Origin of the sequence: Salipiger marinus (assembly GCF_900100085.1) — a bacterium.
Lineage (GTDB): Bacteria > Pseudomonadota > Alphaproteobacteria > Rhodobacterales > Rhodobacteraceae > Salipiger > Salipiger marinus.
The window spans coordinates 92741-111828 of sequence record NZ_FNEJ01000005.1; the positions used below are offsets into that span (position 1 = coordinate 92741).

General features: G+C 67.5%; 14 protein-coding genes. 2 read left to right on the forward strand and 12 right to left on the reverse strand.

Translation table 11 applies throughout. The annotated features are described in order from the left end of the window. Nucleotides 1–110: 110 nt before the first annotated feature. From BLR51_RS07035 to BLR51_RS07055, 5 genes are read right to left on the reverse strand one after another with little or no spacing between them, the layout of a single operon-like run. Nucleotides 111–734: an ABC-type transport auxiliary lipoprotein family protein gene (locus BLR51_RS07035; protein ID WP_242656672.1), complete on the reverse strand. Its 624-nt coding sequence runs from the start codon at nucleotides 732–734 to the stop codon at nucleotides 111–113. Continuing rightward, nucleotides 731–1627, reverse strand: a complete 897-nt coding sequence (locus BLR51_RS07040) for an MlaD family protein (protein WP_089845369.1) — start codon at nucleotides 1625–1627, stop codon at nucleotides 731–733. The genes BLR51_RS07035 and BLR51_RS07040 overlap by 4 nt, the downstream gene beginning before the upstream one ends. After that, on the reverse strand, nucleotides 1627–2400 hold the full coding sequence (locus BLR51_RS07045) for an ABC transporter ATP-binding protein (protein ID WP_089845371.1): 774 nt from the start codon (nucleotides 2398–2400) through the stop codon (nucleotides 1627–1629). The genes BLR51_RS07040 and BLR51_RS07045 overlap by 1 nt, the downstream gene beginning before the upstream one ends. Further along, the gene (locus tag BLR51_RS07050) at nucleotides 2400–3476 is read right to left on the reverse strand and encodes an MlaE family ABC transporter permease (protein ID WP_242656673.1); all 1077 of its coding nucleotides are present in this window, start codon (nucleotides 3474–3476) and stop codon (nucleotides 2400–2402) included. The genes BLR51_RS07045 and BLR51_RS07050 overlap by 1 nt, the downstream gene beginning before the upstream one ends. Beyond that, nucleotides 3466–3657, reverse strand: a complete 192-nt coding sequence (locus BLR51_RS07055; protein ID WP_089845373.1) for a Thivi_2564 family membrane protein — start codon at nucleotides 3655–3657, stop codon at nucleotides 3466–3468. The genes BLR51_RS07050 and BLR51_RS07055 overlap by 11 nt, the downstream gene beginning before the upstream one ends. 435 nt (nucleotides 3658–4092) lie before the next feature. On the opposite strand from BLR51_RS07055, the gene BLR51_RS27695 reads away from it, so the two are divergent. Next, nucleotides 4093–4248, forward strand: a complete 156-nt coding sequence (locus BLR51_RS27695; protein ID WP_165616761.1) for a hypothetical protein — start codon at nucleotides 4093–4095, stop codon at nucleotides 4246–4248. Between the two features lie 51 nt (nucleotides 4249–4299). On the opposite strand, the gene BLR51_RS07060 is transcribed toward BLR51_RS27695, so the two are convergent. The 3 genes from BLR51_RS07060 to BLR51_RS07070 form a co-directional block, all read right to left on the reverse strand. Then, nucleotides 4300–12753, reverse strand: coding sequence for a glycoside hydrolase family 94 protein (locus tag BLR51_RS07060; RefSeq protein WP_242656674.1), 8454 nt, complete (start codon nucleotides 12751–12753; stop codon nucleotides 4300–4302). After that, nucleotides 12750–12950, reverse strand: a complete 201-nt coding sequence (locus BLR51_RS07065; protein ID WP_089845375.1) for a hypothetical protein — start codon at nucleotides 12948–12950, stop codon at nucleotides 12750–12752. The genes BLR51_RS07060 and BLR51_RS07065 overlap by 4 nt, the downstream gene beginning before the upstream one ends. A gap of 179 nt (nucleotides 12951–13129) precedes the next feature. Further along, on the reverse strand, nucleotides 13130–13366 hold the full coding sequence (locus tag BLR51_RS07070; protein ID WP_089845377.1) for a hypothetical protein: 237 nt from the start codon (nucleotides 13364–13366) through the stop codon (nucleotides 13130–13132). Between the two features lie 202 nt (nucleotides 13367–13568). Between BLR51_RS07070 and BLR51_RS07075 the strand changes: the two genes are divergently transcribed. Further along, a complete protein-coding gene (locus BLR51_RS07075; protein WP_089845379.1) occupies nucleotides 13569–14300 on the forward strand; it encodes a Crp/Fnr family transcriptional regulator in 732 nt (243 codons plus the stop codon). Between the two features lie 40 nt (nucleotides 14301–14340). Here the strand turns inward: BLR51_RS07075 and arcC are convergent, their stop codons facing one another. From arcC to BLR51_RS07095, 4 genes are read right to left on the reverse strand one after another with little or no spacing between them, the layout of a single operon-like run. Beyond that, on the reverse strand, nucleotides 14341–15306 hold the full coding sequence (arcC, locus tag BLR51_RS07080; protein ID WP_089845381.1) for a carbamate kinase: 966 nt from the start codon (nucleotides 15304–15306) through the stop codon (nucleotides 14341–14343). Between the two features lies 1 nt (nucleotide 15307). Next, nucleotides 15308–16309 carry an ornithine carbamoyltransferase gene (gene argF, locus BLR51_RS07085; protein ID WP_089845383.1) on the reverse strand — a complete coding sequence of 334 codons (1002 nt, stop codon included), beginning with the start codon at nucleotides 16307–16309 and terminating at the stop codon, nucleotides 15308–15310. 39 nt (nucleotides 16310–16348) lie between these two features. Beyond that, entirely contained in the window at nucleotides 16349–17572 is a 1224-nt protein-coding gene (locus tag BLR51_RS07090; RefSeq protein WP_089845385.1) for an arginine deiminase, read from the reverse strand. After that, nucleotides 17569–19014, reverse strand: coding sequence for a YfcC family protein (locus BLR51_RS07095; protein ID WP_089845387.1), 1446 nt, complete (start codon nucleotides 19012–19014; stop codon nucleotides 17569–17571). The genes BLR51_RS07090 and BLR51_RS07095 overlap by 4 nt, the downstream gene beginning before the upstream one ends. Between the last annotated feature and the right edge of the window lie 74 nt (nucleotides 19015–19088).

The following is a 19088-nucleotide window of genomic DNA, read 5'->3' on the forward strand; positions in this document are numbered from 1 at the left end:
CTCAGGTTCCGGGTAGCAAGAGACATGCCAACATGCCAGCCCCGCAAAGGGCAGGCATGTTGGCACGCCTTTTGTCTGCGAACCAGCTGCAAGCGTGACCCGGGCCGCTGTCACGTCGCGCCCCGCACCCAGTCCACCGCCTCTGCCAAGACCATCTGCATGGCCTCATCAAGCCCGGCGATCAGTGCCGCGGTGCTGTCGGAGGGGGCCGTCCTCATGCTGTCGATGCGCCGCGTTCCGGCGATCGCGCGGTCGGATTCGCGGATCAGGGTCAGCTGCACCGCAACATGAATCCGCGCCGATCCCGGCACCGGGCCGGGCAGTTCCGCCTGCAGCGCAAGCAGCTCCGTCATCAGCGTAAAATCCGGCATCAGCCCCGCCCCGGCGCGGCTGACCAGCCGAAGCCCGCCCCTGTACAGCAGCCCGGTCAGCAGAAGCGTCTGCATCATCGCCGGGGCCGGTTCGGACCAGCGCGCCTCGGGCAGGTATTCGGCCTGCCGGGCGGAGACCTTCATCAGGATGCGGTCGGTTGCCAGCTCCCCGCCCGAGGTGGGCAGTTCGACAACCAGATGGCCCTCGCCGCCGCGCTGCGGCGGGCCCGAGGTAAGCGGCGACAGCGTGTAGGTGTCCAGCGGCTCGCTGGCCTTTGACACGGCGGTCAGGGCGCCGCAGCCGGGCAGAGCCGAAAAAAGGGACAGAGACAGTATCCTGCGGCGCGACATCATCGTGGTCATCTCCTGTATTCGGGGGTTTCATTGCCCAGCAGAAACCGCCCCGGGTCGCTGGCGATCTGGCGGGCAAGCGCGTCAAACGTGGCGATCACGCCGCTGGTCTGCTGGATCAGGGCACCAGCCTGCGTGGACAGTCTGGGCACTTCGCCCTGCACGACACCGCGCAGGGCTGTCATTGCGCCGGTGGTGCTGGCAACGGCAGAACGCAGATCGGCGATCAGCGCGGGAATGTCGCGCGCCAGCAGCCCGTCGGTGGCGCCAAGCCCGGATTCGACGGCATCAAGAACGCCATCGACCTTGGTCAGCGACGCCTCGGCGCGGGTGGCCAGCGCATCGATGCGCCCGGTCGCCTGCTGCAGGTTGACGAGGATCCCCGCCACCGCATCGCGGTTTTCCGGCGAGGCAAAGCTGCGCACCTCGGCGATCAGCGCCGTCGCCTCGGCCAGCAGATCCGGGCCGGTGACCATCAGATCCTGCACCACCGACCGCTCTGACCGGATCACCGGCAGTTCGGCGGGGGGCACGGCCTGCAGCCGGTCGGCCCCGGCGCTGCCGCCTTCCAGCGCGATGAAGGCAACACCCGTCACGCCCTGCGAGGCCAGCGTGGCGATGGTGTCGGTGCGCACGGGGGTGCTGGCAAAAATCTCGATCCGCACCCGCACCAGGGCCGGGTCGTCGCGGTCAAGCGCGATGGCCACGACGCTGCCCACATCCACCCCGTTATAGCGGACGGCGGCGGTCTGGCTCAGCCCCGCAGCGGTGCCGAACAGGATGTCGTATTGCGCATAGGTGCGGTCGATCTGCACCTTGGCGAGCCACAGCACAAAGCCCAGCATGGCGACAAGGCCAAGGATGGTGAAGAGGCCGATCAGCACAAAGCGCGCGCGGGTTTCCATCAGCCCTCCGCCGCCGCCAGCGCCGCATGGGCGCGCGGTCCGTGAAAATAGGCATGCACCCAAGGATCGGCGACATCGCGCATTTCCGCCATGGTGCCGGTGACCAGCACGCGGCGGTCGGCCAGCACGGCGATGCGGTCACAGGTGGCCTGCAGGGTGTCGAGATCATGCGTGACCAGAAACACCGTCAGGCCAAGCGCGTCACGCAACGAGATCAGCAGCGTGTCAAAGGCCGAGGCGCTGATCGGATCCAGCCCGGCGGTGGGTTCGTCCAGAAACAGGATCTCGGGGTCCAGCGACAGGGCCCGCGCCAGCCCGGCCCGCTTGCGCATCCCCCCGGACAGCGCCGCCGGATAAAGATCGCCCGCCGTCGCGGGCAGGCCGACCATGGCGATGCGCAGATCGGCGAGCGCCCGCCGCGTCACCGGATCGACCTTCAGGCGTTCGCGCATCGGGGCCTCGACATTCTCGCGCACAGTCAGGGCCGAAAACAGCGCGCCATCCTGAAACATCACCCCCGTGCGGGCGCCAGCGGCGGCGCGGTCGGCGGCGCTGGCCCCCAGCACATCGGTCCCCAGCAGCGTGATCTGCCCGGCGCTGGGGGTCATCAGCCCGACGATGCTGCGCAGAAGCACCGATTTGCCGCTGCCAGAGGCACCGACCACGCCCAGCACCTCGCCACGCCGCACGTCAAGCGACAGGTTCTCATGCACGATGGTCTTGCCGAACCTGTTGGTCAGGCCTTGGATCGCAATGACGGTTTCGGTCGGCATCAGATCCCCCAGACCGCAAAGAACACGGAAAACAGCGCATCCATCACGATCACCAGAAAGATCGCGATCACCACCGCGCGCGAGGTGCGCAGGCCCAGCGATTCCGCGTCGCCCTTGACCTGAAACCCCTGATGGCAGCCCACCAGCGCGATGATCGCCGCAAAGACCGGCGCCTTGACCAGACCCACCAGCGCCTGCGCCGCGCTGACATCCGCCAGCATCTGGGTCCGGAACTGGCTGGGCGTGATGCCAAGCTCGATCCACGCCATCAGCCCGCCGCCAAAAAGGCCCGACAGGCTGGCGACAAAGCCAAGGATCGGCAGCACGATCACCAGCGCCAGAAAGCGCGGCAGCACCAGCAGCGCGATAGGATCCAGCCCCAGCACGCGGATCGCGTCGATCTCTTCGCGCATTTTCATGGACCCGATGGCGGCGGTAAAGGTCGAGGCAGAGCGCCCGGCCACGATGATCGCGGTCAGCAGGATGCCAAGCTCGCGCAGGATCGACACGGCGATCAGATCGACGACAAAGACCTCTGCCCCGAACTGGCGCAGCTGTGCCGCGCCCTGAAACGCCAGCACGACCCCGATCAGGAAACCCATCAGCGCCACGATGGGCACGGCGTTCAGCCCGACCTCCTGCATGTGATGGACCAGTGCGGTCAGCCGCAGCCGCCGGGGCCGCAGCAGCAGGCCGGAAAGCCGCGCCATGACCAGCCCCAGAAAGCCAAGGCTTTCGCCGGTCGCCGCCAGCAGGCGGCCCACCGCCATGCCGACAGAGGCGAGCCCGTCCCCCGCGCGGTACCGCATCTTGCGGCGCGGCGCCTTGGCGGGGGCAGGCAGCGCGTCCTGCACGGTGCGCAGCAGCAGGGTCTGCGCGGCGTCGCCCCCGCCAAAAGCCCGGCCCGACGAGGCCAGAAGCCAAGCCCCGGCGGTATCAAGCGCCGTGACCGCCGACAGATCGACCGCAACATCGGCCTTGGCCCGGCGCAGGCGCGCGCCGGTCTCGTCCAGGGTGCCGAGCGTGACCGGACCGGCAAGCGCCAGCGGAGCCTCACGGGACGTGTCAGCCGCCAACGCGCATCGCGCCCATGTTGCCCATCAGCCCGAACCCGTAAAGCAGCCAGATGATCACGAAGATCACCACGACCACGTTCAGGATCTGCCTGATCTTGCGATCCATCGGGACATAGGTGTTGATCACCCACAGCCCCACACCCACCAGAACCAGCGTGACAACGAGATTGACAAGGGACATGACAAACCTTCCTGAAAGAGTGGCGCCGGTGCGGGGCCCGGACCCGGAGGAGGGATCCACGCCCGGCACCTGAGCGGAGCCTGCCTGCCGCAGCGCGGAGCATCGCCCCTTTGCCTGCACGGCCTGCACCCCCGAAATCCCATCATCGCAGGCTGGGGCCACGCCGCACTTACCTGGATCAGCCCGGATGCCGCAGGCCGGAAACATCCTGTCCCCGGCTTTGGCTTTTGCCCCGTCGCGCCCCCGGGACTGATCCATGTTGTATCGCCCGTCAGGGGGGGCGCTACTGTCGGGCTGTGCGTTGCCGGTCCGACTCCCGTCGGGACGGTCCCGCCTGCGGAGATGCCGCAGCAGGGACCGCTGCCATTGCCACCGGAAAACGCCTGCTACCGATGCTGAGAACGTTCTGAACACCTCGCTTCGAAAGGTCGATACATGGAAAAGAACAAGAAAAAGAAGGCCGCTTCCCTCACTCCGAAAAGCGTGAAGCAGCCAAGCGAATACAAAACCCGTGAAGCCGCCAACAAACCGCAGGATGGCGAGTTTCTCAAGGCATTCGGCAACCGGAAAGTCCCGCCACGTAAAGGCTGACCCTGCCGGACGGCTCCACCGCGGGTTCCCTCACGCGGTGGGGCCGATTTTTCAGGGCTGGCTTGGGACCCGCCCTCCTCCCAGCGTCAGCACGAGATCCTGCCTGCCGGGAACAAGCCGCAGCCGCAGCCGTCCGTTTTCGACCGCATGCGCGACACCGTTCAGCTGCGCGGATCCGGCGCCCGTTCCGGTCCCGCCGGGATTGTCGATGGTGATCGCAAGATGGGTCTGCCCCAGCCGCAGCGTGGCCGTGATCCGGGGCCAGTGTTTCGGAAAACACGGGGCAAGCACGATCTCCGGCCCCTCCCGCGTCAGCCCCAGCAGCCCTTCGATCCCGGCGCGATACATCCAGCCCGCAGAACCTGTATACCATGTCCAGCCGCCCCGGCCTTCGTGCGGCGCGGTGGAATAGACGTCTGCCGCCACCACATAGGGTTCGACCTTGTAGCGCGCGGCCTCCTTTGCGGTCAGGGCGTGGTTGATCGGGTTGACCAGCGCGAACAGATCCCCCGCCGCATCGCCATCGCCCATGCGGCAACGCGCAAGGATCGCCCACATCGCGGCATGGCTGTATTGTCCGCCGTTTTCACGCAGCCCCGGCGGATAGCCCTTGATGTAACCGGGATCGAGCGGGGTGTTGTGGAAAGGCGGCGTGAACAGCAGGGCAAGGCCCGGATCGCGCCTGACCAGATGCTCGGTCATGCTGGCCATGGCCGTGGCCGCCCGCCCCGGATCCGCCGCACCCGACAGCACCGCCCATGACTGCGCGATGCTGTCGATCCGGCATTCTTCCGATGTAGCCGATCCCAGCGGCGTGCCGTCGTCGAAGGTGCCGCGCCGATACCATGCCCCATCCCAGGCGTCGCGTTCGATCGCCTGCACCAGCGCCGCGCGATGCGCGCTCCAGTGCCGCGCCCGTGCGGGATCGCGGTCTTTCGCCAGCGGGATCAGCGCGTCCAGCGTGGCGACCAGCAGCCAGCCCAGCCAGACCGAGGTGCCGCTGCCGCCTTCACCCACCCGGTTCATGCCATCGTTCCAGTCACCGGTGCCGATCAGCGGCATGCCATTGGCGCCGGTCAGCGCAATCGCCTGATCGATGCCGCGCGCGCAATGCTCGAATAGGCTGGCACGGGTTTCGGACACGGTGGGAAGGAAGAAATCGTCATGCGCCCCCGGCGGCAGCGCGGGGCCGTCCAGAAAGGGCAGCTCTTCGTCAAGGATCGTGGCATCCCCCGACACCGCCACATATTGCGCCACGCCGTAGCCCAGCCAGACCCGGTCATCCGAAATCCGCGTGCGCACCCCCTGCCCCGAATGCGGCAGCCACCAGTGCTGCACGTCGCCTTCGGGAAACTGCCGGGAGGCCGCGCGCAGCAGATGGGCGCGGGTCAGGTCGGGGCGCTGCGCGGTCAGGGCCATGCCGTCCTGCAGCTGGTCCCGGAAGCCATAGGCGCCGCTCGCCTGATAGAACCCGGCCCGCGCCCAGATCCGGCAGACAAGCGTCTGGTAGAGCAGCCAGCCGTTCAGCAGGATGTCCATCGCCCTGTCGGGCGAGGCGACCTGCACGCCGGACAGCAGATCCGTCCAGTGCTGCCGCACGGCGGCCAGCGTGGTGTCGGGATCGGTTGCGCGATGGCGCTCGATCAGCGCCTGCGCCGCCTCGGGCGCGGCGGCCTGCCCCAGCAGAAAGACCACCGTCGCCGTTTCGCCGGGGGCCAGCGTCACATGGCGCTGCAGGGCGGCACAGGGGTCAAGCGCGGGTCCGGTGCGCCCCGACAGGGGTGCTGCCCCGATGCCTGCGGGGGCGGCCATGCTGCCCGCCGCACCCAGCACCTCTGTCCGGTCCGCGCTGAGGCTGGCACAGTCCGCGCCAAGATCGGCAAAGGCGACGCGGCCCGGAAAGGCCATGGCAAAGGGATTGCGGGCAAAAATCGCCCCCGTCACCGGATCGGCGGAGGTGACAAGATGGGCCGAGGTTGCGGCCCGCGACGGGCCAAGCACCCATTCGGCATAGGCGGTGACGGTCAGCCTGCGCACGGTCTTGCCGGTGTTGCGCAGGGTCAGCTTGGTGATCTTGACCGGATCCTCCATCGGCACGAACTGCACCATCTCGGCGGCGATGTCCTGCGCGCCGTGTTCGAACCGGCTGTAGCCGAAGCCATGCCGCGCGACATAGGTGCCGCGCCCCCGGATCGGCAGCGCGGTCGGGGTCCAGAGCGCGCCGCTGTCGCTGTCGCGCAGATAGATCGCCTCGCCGGCGGGATCGCGGACCGGGTCGTTCGACCACGGCGTCAGGGTGTTTTCCCGGCTGTTTTCGGCCCAGACAGCACCGCTGCCCTCGGCAGAGACTTGAAAACCGAAAGACGGATTGGCGATGACGTTGATCCACGGCGCGGGGGTGGTCTGCCCGTCGCGCAGCACGGTGACATATTCGCGGCCATTCTCGGCAAAGCCGCCAGTGCCGTTGAAAAACTCCAGACCCTCGGTGCCGGTCGCGCTGGCATCCGCTTTCGCCTCGGGCAGGAGGGCCCGCGCGGCGGGCGTGTCCGGGCTCAGCGGTGCCCCGGGCGCCAGCGCGTCGATCTGGTCGCCGATGCTGCCCCGGCTGGCCAGCAGGATCACCCGGGCCACCCCGACCAGCATCGCGCGCTGCCCGGAGGTGACCAGATCGGCGCGCAGCACATGGATGGCGCCTTGGGCACCGCCCCGGGGCGCGTCGCTGCGGGGGCGCGACTGCGCGGAGCGCACGGCAACCTCGATGGCGATCTGCATGTCCTGAACGTAAGAGGCGGCGCGGTCGTTCAGGATGACCAGATCCACATCCAGCTGCCGCATCCGCAGGTATTCATGGGCGGCCAGAACCTCGTGCAGGGCGGCGGTATCCTCGGGGTCGCTGATCCGGAACAGCAGGATCGGCAGATCGCCGGAAATGCCCATGGGCCAGAGCGACGATTGCAGATCCAGCCCGGCTTCGATCTGGCCTCCCGTGCCGCGCAGGCGCGGATCGTCGCGCAGGATCATGCCGCCAAGGCGCTGGAAATCGGCGGCGGCGGCGGAGCTGACGCCAAGATGGCGCAGCTGCACCTGACCTTGCGTCCAGGACAGGGTCACCGCGCGTTCAAAGGCGGACGGATCGCGGTGGCGATCCACCTGATCCAGCAGCGCGTCTGGCGTGGCGGCCACCACGGTCCAGAAGGTCACGCGGACCATCCCGCCAGAGGGCACAAGCACGCGGCGGCGCAGCGAAAACACCGGATCGAGCACGGTGCCGGTGGTGTCCGACAGCGGGCTTTGCAACATCGCCGCCGTGCCGATGTCGCGTCCGCGGCCAATGAACCGCGCCCGGTCGGTTTCATGCTGCAGGGGGGCTGTTTCCTTGCCCTCGACCACGGCGATATGCGCCGCCCAGACTTCGGGATCGGCGGGGGTGCGGCGGCGGCGGGTCGCGATGATGACGCCGAGTTCCGGCAGGAAATCGGTCACCACGAACAGCTTTGAAAAGGCCGGATGCGCCAGATCGGCGGCGGGCGGGGCCAGCACCAGTTCCGCATAGGAGGTGAGGTCGATCTCTCGCGCGCGGCCCCCGGTATTGGTCAGCGTGACGCGGCGCGCCTCGGCATCGTCCTCGGCAGAGACCACGACCTCGGTGGTCATGCTCAGCCGCCGCCCCTGATGCACGAAGCTTGCGTGATGTTCGCAGAAGGTGGCGGAATGGCGGTCCGCATCGGCACCCGTGGGCTGCACCCCGGCGGACCAGAGCGCACCGGTCCTGACATCGCGGGCAAAGATGAACGACCCCAGCGTGTTCCGGGTCGGATCGGCGCGCCAGCGGGTGATGGCCAGATCGCGCCAGCGGCTGTAGCCGCCGCCGGTGGGGGTCAGCGCCACGCCATAGCTGCCATTCGACAGCAGATGCCCGGTCGGCATGCCCTCAGCCGGGGCATCGAAGCGGCGCACCACCGGCGCGTCAGAGATCTCTGCCGCCGTCACCTGCACGGCGCCCGCGCGCGGCAGGGCGGCGGTGGCATCGCGCGGCACCCGTTCCTGCAGCAGCAGATCGACGGCCCGGATGATCGGTTCGGCATGAAACAGCGTCCGCAGCCGTCCGGCCTGAAGCGTGTTGGCGATGGCGGCGATGGTCATGCCCTGATGATGCGCCATGAAGCTTTGCACGATGGCATGATCCGCGTCGGCAGGCAGGCGCTTTGCGGTGAAATCCACCGCCTCGTAAAAGCCGAAGCGGCCCCCGGCGCCGATTTCGGCAAGCCGGTCGAAATTGCGCAGCGCCGCGCGCGGGTCCACCATGGTGGCAAGCCCGGTGGCATAGGGTGCGATGACCCGGTTTTCGTTCAGCCCCCGTTTCAGGCCAAGCCCGGGCACGCCGAAGTTGGAATACTGATAGGTCATTTCCAGATCACGGGCATTATAGGCGGATTCCGACACGCCCCATGGCATCGTATGCGCGGCGCCATAGGCGATCTGGCGCCTGACGATCAGCCGGTTGGTCTGTTCCAGCACCGACCCCGCCGGGGCCCGCATCACCAGCGACGGCATCAGATATTCGAACATGCTGCCCGACCATGAAATCAGCGCCGATCCGGCGCCGACCGGCGTTGCGGCGCGGCCCAGCCGGAACCAGTGCCGGGTCGGCACGTCGCCCTTGGCGATGGCAAAAAGGCTGGCCAGCCGCGCCTCGGAGGCAAGCAGGTCATAACAGTTCGGATCGCGCGTGTTGGTGGAGACGGCAAAGCCGATGGACAGCAGCTTTTTCTCGGGGTCGAGCAGAAAGCCGAAATCCATCGACAGGGCAAGGCTGCGGGCGCGGTCCTCGACGCGGGCCAGATCCGGTGTGCTCTCGGCCGCCGTGTCTTCCAGATGGGCCGCGATGCAGTCCCGTAGGGCGGCGCACCAGAAGGCCAGATCGCTGTCCGGATCCTGCACGTGGGCCTTGGCCGCAGCGTCGCTGGCCATGGGCTGCAGCAGCGCAAAGCCATCGCCCCGCGCCATGGCGGCCTGCAGCCGCTCCAGCAGCGGCGACAGCTCGGCGGTCTGCGCCTGCTGTGCCAGCGCCAGCGCGTCGGACAGGCCCGCGCGGCGGGCGGGCTCGTCCAGCGGCCTGTCCTGCCAGTCCCGGCAGGCCTGCGCCACCGCGATCAGATGGCCCGCAAGGTTGCCGCTGTCCACCGAAGACACATAGGCCGGGTCCAGAACCTGCAGGTCGCGCGTGTCATGCCAGTTGTAAAGATGGCCGCGGAATTTCGGCATCCGCGCCAGCGTCGCCAGCGTCTGCTCCAGCCGGGTGACGGCGGCGGTCTGGCTGATCCAGCCCATGTCGCGGGCGACGGTGACGGACAGCAGATAAAGCCCGATATTGGTGGGCGAGGTGCGGTGAAACACGGTCGGAGCCGGGATTTCCTGAAAGTTGTCAGGGGGCAGGAAGCTGTCGGTCTCGGTCACGAAGGTTTCGAAATAGCGCCATGTCCGACGGGCGATCAGACGCAGGGCCTGCGCCTCGGGCTGGCCCAGCGGCAGCGCGGCGCGGTCGCGCTGCGGCAGGCTGATGCGATGCGCGATGGCGGGGGCTGCAAGCCAAAGCAGCGCAAAGGGCACCACCACCGGCCAGATGCCGGGATTGCGCGTCAGCGCCACGGCGCAGACGCCAAGCCCCAGCACCAGCCCCCCCGCCATCCGCAGATACTGGGCGGTCAGGCCGGGCCGGGCACTGGCACCGGTGGAGGCCGCAGTGACCCATTGCAGCAGATGCCGCCGGGTAACGCCCAGCCGGATCAGCGTGCGCAGGCAGGCATCCAGCATCTGCCATGCCGTGTCAGGCAGGAACGTGGTGTTGAGCGCGATCTGCGCCAGCGCGCTGCGGGTTTCCGACAGCAGGGCCGCGACATGGCTGCGCGAGGTGATCCCGGCACGCCCCGGCAGGACGGCAAAGGGCAGGCCCAGCAGATGCGGCAGGGCCAGCATCGCCAGCACCGCCACCGTCCAGACCGCCGCCACCGGCAGGGGCAGAAGCCAGCCCGTGGCCAGTGCAGCCAGCGTCAGCGGCGCCACAAGCGCGCGGCGCAGGTTGTCGATCATCTTCCAGCGGCCAAGCACGGACAGCCCGCTCCCCGAGCGCAGCAGCCACGGCAGAAGCTGCCAGTCGCCCCGCACCCAGCGGTGCTGGCGGCGGGTGGCGACATCGTAACGGGCCGGAAAGGCGTCCACCACGTCGATGTCCGAGGCAAGCCCCGCCTTCGCGAACACCCCCTCGAACAGGTCATGCGACAGCAGGGTGTTGTCCGGCACCCGCCCGGCAAGACTGGCGGCGAAGGCATCGACGTCATAGATGCCCTTGCCGGTAAAGGAGCCTTCGCCGAACAGATCCTGATAGATGTTGGAGGTGGCCGCGGCATAGGGTTCGATCCCGCCGGGGCTGGAAAAGACCCGCTGGAATACCGATCCTTCGCTGCCGACGGGCAGTGCTGGGGTGACGCTGGGCTGGATGATGCCATAACCGCCGGTGACGCGGCGGCTGACGGGATCGACCACCGCGCGGTTCAGCGGATGCGCCATCTTGCCGATCAGCCGTGCCACGGTATCGCGCAGCAGCCGGGTGTCGGCATCCAGCGTGATGACGAAGCGGACCTCCTGCGGCACCCCCGTCTGCGGCAGGAAATTGGTGTCGGTGGCGCCGCGCAGCAGGCGGTTCAGCTCGGTCAGCTTGCCGCGCTTGCGTTCCCAGCCCATCCAGACCCCTTCCGAGGCATTCCAGAGCCGGCGCCGGTGCAGGAACAGGAACCGGGTGCCCTGATCGGAGGGATAGCGGGCGTTGAGCCGGGCCATGGCCGCATGGGCCGCCGCGATCAGCGGCGCGTCCTGCGGCGTGGTTTCGCTGGCCGCATCCGGCCCGTCCGACACCAGCGCGTAATGCAGCGCGCCGCCGGTGCTGGATAGGTGATGCACCTCAAGCTGGTCGATCTGCGCCGCAAGATCATCGGCATCCTGCAGCAGCACCGGCACCGCCACCAGCGTGCGCAGCGACGGCGGAATCCCGGCGGTCAGATCAAGCCCCGGCAGCAGATCCGGGCGCAGGATGCGGGTCACGGCGGTGTTGACCAGCCCGGTGCCAGCTTCGGAGGCGGCAAGCAGGCCGGTGAGTGCCAGCAGGATCAGCGCCAGCCCGCCCGCCCCGCTGAGCCAGAGCGCGAGGGCAAGAATGCCTGCCGTGGCAAGTGCGATGGCGCCCAGATAGCCGGGCAGCCCCAGACGGCCCACCGTCCGCGCGACGCGCAGCCGCAGGCCGGGCCGGAAACCAAGCTCGCGTTCAAAGCGCGGGCGCCCGGGGCCGATCAGGCCGAAGCCGGGGTCACGCGCCTCGTCATGCAGCGCGGCAAAATCCAGCGCTGCCTGCGCCACGGCGATCTCGGTCTGGCCGGAGCCGCGCGCCAGCACCTCGATCGTGGTGCGGTAGCTGTTGCGGGTGGCAAAATCCATCTGGCCAAAATCGGACTTCGCCCGCAGGCGGCTGTCGATCAGGCTGACATCCTCGACAAAATCCGCCCAGTCCAGTTCCGAGGCAAGCCGCATGCTGGTGACGATATTGCGCATCGTCACGTTGGACGCGCCCTGCCGAAGCTGGGCGTTCTGCACCACGGTCTCGATGGAGGATCCCTGATGGTGCAGGCGATCCGCCAGCCATGCGTGCAGCGGCGTGTCGGACGGATCAAAGCCGCGCAGCCGCTTGGCGATCTGCGCCGCAAGGATTTCATCCAGCGGTGCCGATTCCAGCCCGGCAATCGCGGCGCGCAGCGCCGCCTGCGGGGATTGTGCCGGATCCTTGCGGGCCGCCAGCACCCGGTCGACGATGTCATCGGCGATCCTGCGCTGGCTGTTGCCCAGCGTGATCTGGTCGGCAAGGCGGCGCATGTTCTCGATCAGCACGATCCGCAGCGTGATCGCCACGGCCCACAGTTCCCCGATCGTCAGGGGGCTGACCTGCTGGTAGGATTTTACGAACGCGGCAAGCACCGGCTCCGACAGCAGGCTGTCGGTATGGGCGACATAGGCCCATGCCAGCCCGAAGACGCGCGGATAGCCCGCAAAGGGGCCGTCAGCCAGCTTCGGCAGCTGCCGGTAATACCCTTCGGGCAGATCGTCGTCGATCTGGCGCAGCTGCTGTTCGACAAGGTGGAAATTGTCCAGAAGCCATTCGGCGGCGGGGGTGATGGCGCGCCCGGCCTCCACCGTCCGTGCGCAGCCCAGATATGCCCCCAGCAGGGAATGCGCGTTGTTCTTGACGCGCGCGGTCAGCTTGGGCACCCGCCGCCCCGGAACGCGGGCCACGGTCTGTGCCGCAGCCAGCGTCAGGGCATGATGCTCCAGCCGTTCGGTGCCGAAGAGTTCGGAGCGGATCGCGGTCGTGTCGCGCCACAGGCCGGTTTCAGGCCGAAGGAGTCCGGTGATCCGGCTGGCGGCTTGGCGCAGGGCGTATGCGGTGCCTGCTGCGCTCACGCGCGCTCACGAGGAAGGAGGGCCGTGTCCGCCGTGGGAGCCGGGGCGGCGCTGTTCTCGGTGAGACCGGGGGCGTCCCCGGCTGCGCCACTGTCCGCACGGTCGTCTGCGGCATTCGCGGCGGCGGGCGCCGTCCAGTCCGGCCGCACGCGCCGTGTCATGGCCGCCCAGTTGTTCTCGATCTGATTCCAGTTCATGGCAGGTCCTTTCGGGCGCGGGCGGCGACGGAGGGGGATGGTCCCCGACATGCCGCGCGGCGCAGGTGATGGGGGAAAGGCAGGGGTGTGTGGTCAGGACTAGCGGTCCTGAGCTGCGTCCGCGCTATCATGGATCAGTGCCGCCGGGTCTGTCGGGCGCCCTGCGCCAGATCCCGCCGTTACCTTCGGCGGACCGAGTTTCCGCCAAGGATGATGCCGTTGATCAGTGCCGCGACGGCTTCGTGAAGCTCCGCCTGACCATCCGCGCCGGTATCGTTGGAATGTGCGGCGGCGGCATCGCGCAGAATGCCGAGGATTTCGTGTTCGGGCAGAATGTTGCGGTCGTTCAGCGCAAGCAGGAGCGATTCGCAGATGGCAAGCGCCGCCGTACCGGGGACATCGTGAATTTCTGACATTTGGTGTGACCTTACATGACCTTACAGGGGCAGGCCCCGGGACAGGAGGTCCGGGACAGGAACATTCCACCTGTCTCGCAGTTGTGTGGTATCCTGCACTGAGGCAGATCAGTCTGACCGACCGTATCGGCACGGCCGCCGTCCCGGCGCCCCGGCGCCACACGCCTGACCCCAGACATCTGCCAGCAAAGGAGCGTCGGAATTGACCGCCCTGCAAAGCCCGTTCGCGCGCAAACTTGGCGCCTTCGTCGCCCTGTCCGCGACAGAGATCACGGCCATCGACAAGCTTCATGCCCGCAAGAAGCAGTTTCCCGCCGGGCGGGACATCGTGCATCAGGGCCAGACCAACCAGTCCGCCTATATTCTGGCCTCGGGCTGGGCCTGCTCTTACAAGCTTCTGACCGGGGGCACGCGGCAGATCGTCGATTTCCAGATCCCGGGCGATTTTCTGGGCCTGCGGTCGGTGCTGTTCCGCACGTCGGATCACAACATCGAACCCGTCACGCAGCTGGAAGCCTCCGAAGTGCTGGCCAGCGACCTGCTAGAAACCTTCAGCAACACACCGCGGCTGGCCACGGCCATGCTCTGGGCGGCATCGCGGGACGAGGCGATGGTGGTGGAGCATCTGGTGGGCATCGGGCGCCGCGATGCCAAGGAACGCACCGCGCATTTCCTGCTGGAACTGGGCGCAAGGTTGAAACTGGTGGGGCTGGGCACCACCTCGGGCTATGACTGCCCGCTGTCGCAATACCTGCTGGCCGATGCGCTGGGGCTGAGCGCCGTGCATGTGAACCGCGTGCTGCGCGAACTGCGCGAGGAAGGGCTGGTGACCTTCCAGCACGGCCATGTGGAAATCCACGATCTTGACGCGCTGGTGCTGCTGGCGGATTTCGACAAGACCTATCTTGATCACGACGGCCCGCTGCTGAAGTGACGCGGCGCAGCGGGCGTCACCCCGCTGCGTCAGCCTGGCATCAGGACAGCCGGGCGCACCGGTGTTCGGTCACTGAGCGGTGATCCGGCGCCAGAAGGTCAAGGCGCACCTGCGTGCCTGCGCGCCCCTCCACGATGTCGCGCACATCCTGCAGGCGCCCGATGCAGGCCATGGTGCCACCGCCGCGCACGAAATTGCAGGCGGCGGCGATTTTTGGCCCCATCGAGCCCGCAGCAAAGCTCATCGCCGCCAGCGCATCCGGCGTGATGCTGGCAATCGCCGACTGATCCGGCCCGCCCCAGTCGCGGAACACCGCCTCCACATCGGTCAGCATCAGCAGCACATCCGCCTGCAGCGCCTCTGCCAGCAGGGCCGAGGTGCGGTCCTTGTCGATCACCGCCTCGACCCCTTCCATCCGGCCATCGGCGCCGCGCACCACCGGAATGCCGCCCCCTCCCGCGCAGATGACACAAACCCCGGCCTCGACCAGAAGACGGATCGGCTTCAGCCCCAGAATGGCCACCGGCAGCGGCGACGGCACCACCCGGCGCAACCTGCCCTTCGATTCCTCGACCATCGACCAGCGGTTCCGGGTGCTGATCTGGCGGCCTTCCTCGGGGCCATAGACCGGGCCGATGGGTTTTGTGGGCTGGTCAAAGGCGGGATCCTGCGGATCCACCTCCACCCGCGTCAGCAGCGTGGCACAGTCGGTGCCCCGTGGCAGCGCGTTCATCAGTTCCTGCTCGATCAGATAGCCGATCATGCCTTCCGTCTCGGCGCCAAGGATATCCAGCGGCCAGACCGTCTCCGTTGCATAGGCGGCGGCCTGCAGGGCCATCAGCCCGACCTGCGGACCGTTGCCATGCGCGACGATGATCTGATGATCGCGCGCAAGATCGGCCAGCGCCGCCGCCGCGACGCGCACATTGGTGTGCTGCGCCTCTGCGGTCATCGGCTCGCCGCGTTTCAGCAGGGCATTGCCCCCCAAGGCCACCACGATGCGCATCTCAGGCGCCCATGGTGGCGACAAGCACCGCCTTGATCGAATGCAGCCGGTTCTCGGCCTGATCGAACACGACCGAGGCGGGGGATTCGAACACCTCGTCGGTCACTTCCATGGAGTCGATGCCATAGGTCTGGAAGATCTTCTCGCCCGTTTTCGTGTCGCGGTTGTGAAAGGCCGGCAGGCAATGCAGGAACTTGCTGTGCGGAGTGCCGGTCAGATCCATCACCGCCTGTGTCACCGCAAAAGGCGACAGCAGGGCGATACGGTCGGCCCAGACGCTGTCCGGCTCGCCCATCGACACCCAGACATCGGTATAGACATAATCGCAGCCCTCGACCCCTTCGGCCAGATTCTCGGTCTGGGTGATGCGGGCCCCGCTGGTTTCCGCCAGCCTGCGGCAGTGATCCACCAGCGCCGCGTCGGGCCAGAGGCTTTGCGGACCACAGAGCCGGACATCCATCCCGATCAGGGCCGCACCCACCATCAGCGACGTTCCCATGTTGCCGCCGGTATCGCCAAGAAAACAGAACGCGATGTCCGACAGATGCTTGTGGGTATATTCGCGCATGGTCATCAGATCGGCCAGAATCTGCGTCGGATGAAACTCGTCCGTCAGCCCGTTATAGACCGGCACCCCGGCGAACTGCGCCAGCACCTCGGCATCGGACTGGCCAAAGCCCCGGTATTCGATGGCGTCATAGAACCTTCCCAAGACGCGGGCAGTGTCCTTCATGGTCTCCTTGGTGCCGATATGGCTGCCCGTCGGCCCCAGATAGGTGACATGCGCGCCCTGATCGAAGGCCGCCACCTCGAAGGCGCTGCGGGTGCGGGTGCTGTCCTTTTCGAAGATCAGCGCGATGTTCTTGCCCTTCAGAAGCTGGGTTTCCGTGCCGGCGGCCTTCGCCTCCTTGAGGCTGGCGGCAAGCCGGAGCAGAAGGCGCAATTCGTCGGGTGAAAAATCGAGCAGTTTCAGGAAACTGCGTCCATGCAGATTTTGCGGCATCGGGTCATCCTTTCAGGAAATCGGGCGCCTTGCAGCGCGTCACAGCGCATCGCGGATCAGCGGGCAGGACATGCAGTGCGACCCGCCGCGCCCGCGCCCCAGTTCGGCACCGGAAATGGTGATGACCTCGACCCCCGCCTTGCGCAGCAGCGTGTTGGAATGGGTGTTGCGCTCGTAGCCGACCACGACCCCCGGGCTGAGGCAGAGCAGGTTGTTGGCGTCATCCCACTGTTCGCGCTGCGATTCATAGGCATCGCCGCCGGTCGGCACGGTGCGCAGCGCCCGAAGGCCAAGCGCGCCCGCCACCACCTCCAGAAAGGGCCGGGTCTCGGTGGTGACGGTCAGGCCCCCGCGTCCGTCCGGGCGCAGCGAATAGGTCTGGATGGCGTCGACCACCTCGGCAAAGACCGTCACCAGATCGCGGTCGCAGAAGGTGAAGACCGTATCAAGATGCATGGACGACCGGGCGCGGGGAAACTGGCAGGCGATCACCCGCTCTGCCCCGCCCCCGGCGAAGAGGGCGCGCGCCAGCTGTCCCACCGCCTGCGGCGTGCTGCGTTCGCCCATGCCGACCAGCACGGTTGCATTGCCGATGGGCATCACATCGCCGCCTTCCAGCGTGGCCTGCCCATGATCGGTCAGCGGATCCCCGAACCAGACCGGAAATTCGGCAGTCCTGAAATCGGGATGAAACCGGTAGATCGCGGCAAGGTTCAGCGTCTCCAGCCGCCGGGCGGGCCAGAACATCGGGTTCAGCGCAACCCCGCCATAGATCCATGCCGAACTGTCCCGGGTGAAGATCTGGTTGGGCATCGGGGCCAGCAGAAAATCCTCGTCGCGCAGCATCGGCGCCACGACCCCGGCCATGGGGATGGGCAGTTCGGTCCGGCTCATGCCTCCGATCAGGATATGGGTCAGCGCATTGGCCGACGACTCCATCAGGCAGGCATGCAGATCGCGCGCCAGACCCACGCCCACCGAATTGTCGTTGATCCGCGCATCCAGCAGCCAGCGGCGGGCCACGGGATCCGCGACGACCACCTCCAGCATCTCGCGCAGCAGCACCACCTCGACCTCCCGGTCGCGCAGGACATCGACAAAGGCCATGTGGTCGATGCGCGCCTGTTTCACCCAGAGCACGTCATCAAACAGCAGGCTTTCCGCGTTTGCCGGGGTCAGCCGCGCCATTTCCGATCCGGGCCGGTGGACCAGAACGCGGCGCAGCACGCCCGCCTCGGAATGAACGCCATAGGTCAGGGTCATGTGGGGGTGCCTCCCAGCACGGTGGCCAGCGCAAGCGCGGCCATGACGATACATGTCAGGACCACGAGCAGCGGCCAGACAAAGCGCAGCCAGCGCTCATAGGGGACGCGGCCAATGGCCAGCCCGCCCATCACGACAGCCGATGTGGGGGTGATCAGGTTGACCATGCCGCTGGCGGTGGCAAAGGCGGTCACGACCAGCTCGCGCTTGACCTGCGCAAAATCGGCCACCGGCGCGAGAATGGGCATCGACAGCACGGCAAGGCCCGAGGTGGAGGGCACGAAGAACGACAGCCCGACCTCGATCCAGTAGATCACCAGAATGAACGCGGTCCGCGACAGGCCGCCGACGCCGGTTTCCGCCGCATGCAGGATGGTGTCGGTGATGTGGCCTGCATCCATCACCACGACGATGCCGCGCGCCAGACCGATGATCAGCGCCACCCCCAGCAGATCCCGCGCGCCGCTGACGAAACTGTCAACCAGCCTGCCCTCGCCCAGCCGGGCAATGAGACCGACGAGGATCGCTGCGGCAAGGAACAGGCCGCTCATCTCGGCCATCCACCAGCCGCCCAGCACCACGCCCCAGACCATCACGCCAAAGGTCAGGGCGAACAGGATCAGGACGATCTTGTGCATCCCGGTGAAGGTCGCAGCCTGCGCCGGGGCTGCGGACAGGAAATGCGCCTCGTTCGCGGCTTTGCGGTCATAGACCAGCGATCGTGTCGGATCGGCCCGCACCCGCGCCGCGTAGCGCATCACGAAGGCGACCGTGACCGCCCAGCACAGCGCAAGGATGACCAGCCGCAGCGCCAAACCGTCTGCGAAGGTCACGCCCGCCGCATCCGAGGCGATGACGGTCGAAAAGGCATTGACCGTCGATCCCAGAACGCCGACCCCGGCGCCCAGCAGGATGACCGCCACAGCCGTCAGCGCGTCATATCGGGCGGCGATCATCACCGGGATCAGCAGGACGTAAAAGGCCAGCGTCTCTTCGGCCATGCCATAGGTCGTGCCCCCCAGCGCAAAGAGCGCCATCAGGAACGGGATCATCCAGATCTCGCGGCCTTTCAGCCGGACCATGGCCCGCGCGATCCCGGCATCTATGGCGCCGGTTGCGGTCACCACCCCGATGAAGCCGCCGATGATGAGGACAAACAGCGACACGTCGATGGCGCGGGCAACATAGGTGACGGGGTCGTAAAAGCCCGCGATGGGGGCAAGGATCACGTCGAAGATGCCCTGCGGATCCGCTTCCACCGGCGCATAGCTGCCCGCCACGGGCACCTCCTTGCCAAGTGCTTCGGAGGTGACGCGCTCGTACTGGCCCGCCGGAATGATCCAGGTCAGCGCCGCCACAAGGACGATCAGGGCAAAGAGGATTGTAAAGGCGGAGGGGAAACGGAGCTTGGATTTCGCGGCGGGCTCTTCGGTGGATGGCATGAGACTGCTTCCCTGAGATGACGCGTCGGGATCACGCTAGCCTGACGGAGGCAGGGCCGTGCTGACGCAGGTTA